The following is a 1,067-nucleotide window of genomic DNA, read 5'->3' as shown; positions in this document are numbered from 1 at the left end:
CGGAAATGGGCCGCCGTCAACTGTTCGAGACGGTGAAGAGAGGCGGGATCAGCCTGCTAGAGAACGTGGTCATGCCACAAGGTGTTCAGCGCTGTGTCCTACCCCGCCGCCAGTCCTGGCCGGGAACGGCGACGGGGCATTCATAGCAGGGATGAGACACATAAGGTGTTCTGTCTGCATGTTCGACACGCTCGAAACGGTGTCCCACTTTTGAGCAACGCTTATCTCATGCTGATCGTGGCTCTGATGCGAAGAAAGAGCCACTGCACGGCACCCCACTTATGGCGTGCAGTGGCGGTGGCTGGATCGTCACAGGCTTCATCGTGATGGCTCGTTTGGCGCGTGATCAGCCATCGTCTTCGCCTAGGGCCTGAACGGATACAGAAACTGGAACTGAAATACCGGACCTGATGGTCTTCGAGGCGACCGCAGAATATAACAGCCTGTTTGAGCGCAGTTGTGCAGGGCTTCTGCCGCGCGTCAATGAAAACCCACTACAGGCCCGCGGCACCTGAGCAGGGACCGATGCCAGTGATGCGCGCGTTCTGGCCATGATGGGAGCGGCGCTCGATCTTTTGCCGGATACGGTTGGCGATGAAAATCAGCCCGTTCTCAAGAAATTGCAGGGCACGCGCACTGCCCTGATCAAGGAGCGCAAGCGCCTGTTGATCTGCCTTAAGACACGGACCATGGCTTTGGCCAAACGTCAAACCAAAGCGCGGATCGTGCAACTCAAACGTCAAGTCACCGAGTTGGAGCGCGCGCTGCTCTCGCTTCTGAAGGAATGCCCAAAACCTGCGCGCGCTCTCGACATTCTCTGCTCGATCCCCGGGGTTGGTCACAGCTGTCGCGATTCTGATCGCGCGCCCGGAACTCGGCACCATGGACCGCAAGCCAATCGCCAGTCTCGCGGGCCTGGCACCGACGACACGACAATCAGGTCGTCGCCATTGTCGCTCAGACCGTGTGTAGTGTATATGGACCCCGCCTGATTGCAACGGTCTGGTCGGGTCTGGTTCGGTGATCACGATTGCCGACGTATATCCGGCTTCTCAGAGCGGCCCGAT

At 58.9% G+C, this 1,067-nt stretch carries 2 protein-coding genes; one reads left to right on the top strand and one right to left on the bottom strand.

The window, feature by feature from the left end:
• Window positions 1-494: 494 nt before the first annotated feature.
• Window positions 495-884: a hypothetical protein gene (locus V8324_RS21995; RefSeq protein WP_336422011.1), complete on the bottom strand. Its 390-nt coding sequence runs from the start codon at window positions 882-884 to the stop codon at window positions 495-497.
• On the opposite strand from V8324_RS21995, the gene V8324_RS22575 reads away from it, so the two are divergent.
• Window positions 883-972, top strand: a complete 90-nt coding sequence (locus tag V8324_RS22575; RefSeq protein WP_442970602.1) for a hypothetical protein — start codon at window positions 883-885, stop codon at window positions 970-972. The genes V8324_RS21995 and V8324_RS22575 overlap by 2 nt on opposite strands.
• The last annotated feature ends 95 nt before the right edge of the window (window positions 973-1,067 follow it).

This window comes from Roseovarius sp. D22-M7 (assembly GCF_037083785.1).
Lineage (GTDB): Bacteria > Pseudomonadota > Alphaproteobacteria > Rhodobacterales > Rhodobacteraceae > Roseovarius.
Note: the sequence above shows the minus strand (reverse complement) of the source record. Positions and strands in the feature narration are given on the sequence as shown.

What these genes read in the sequence shown, in the direction of transcription:
- V8324_RS22575 (WP_442970602.1), top strand. Translation starts at nt 883, where the DNA reads ATGGACCGCAAGCCAATCGCCAGTCTCGCGGGCCTGGCACCGACGACA.
- V8324_RS21995 (WP_336422011.1), bottom strand. Translation starts at nt 884, where the DNA reads ATGGTGCCGAGTTCCGGGCGCGCGATCAGAATCGCGACAGCTGTGACC.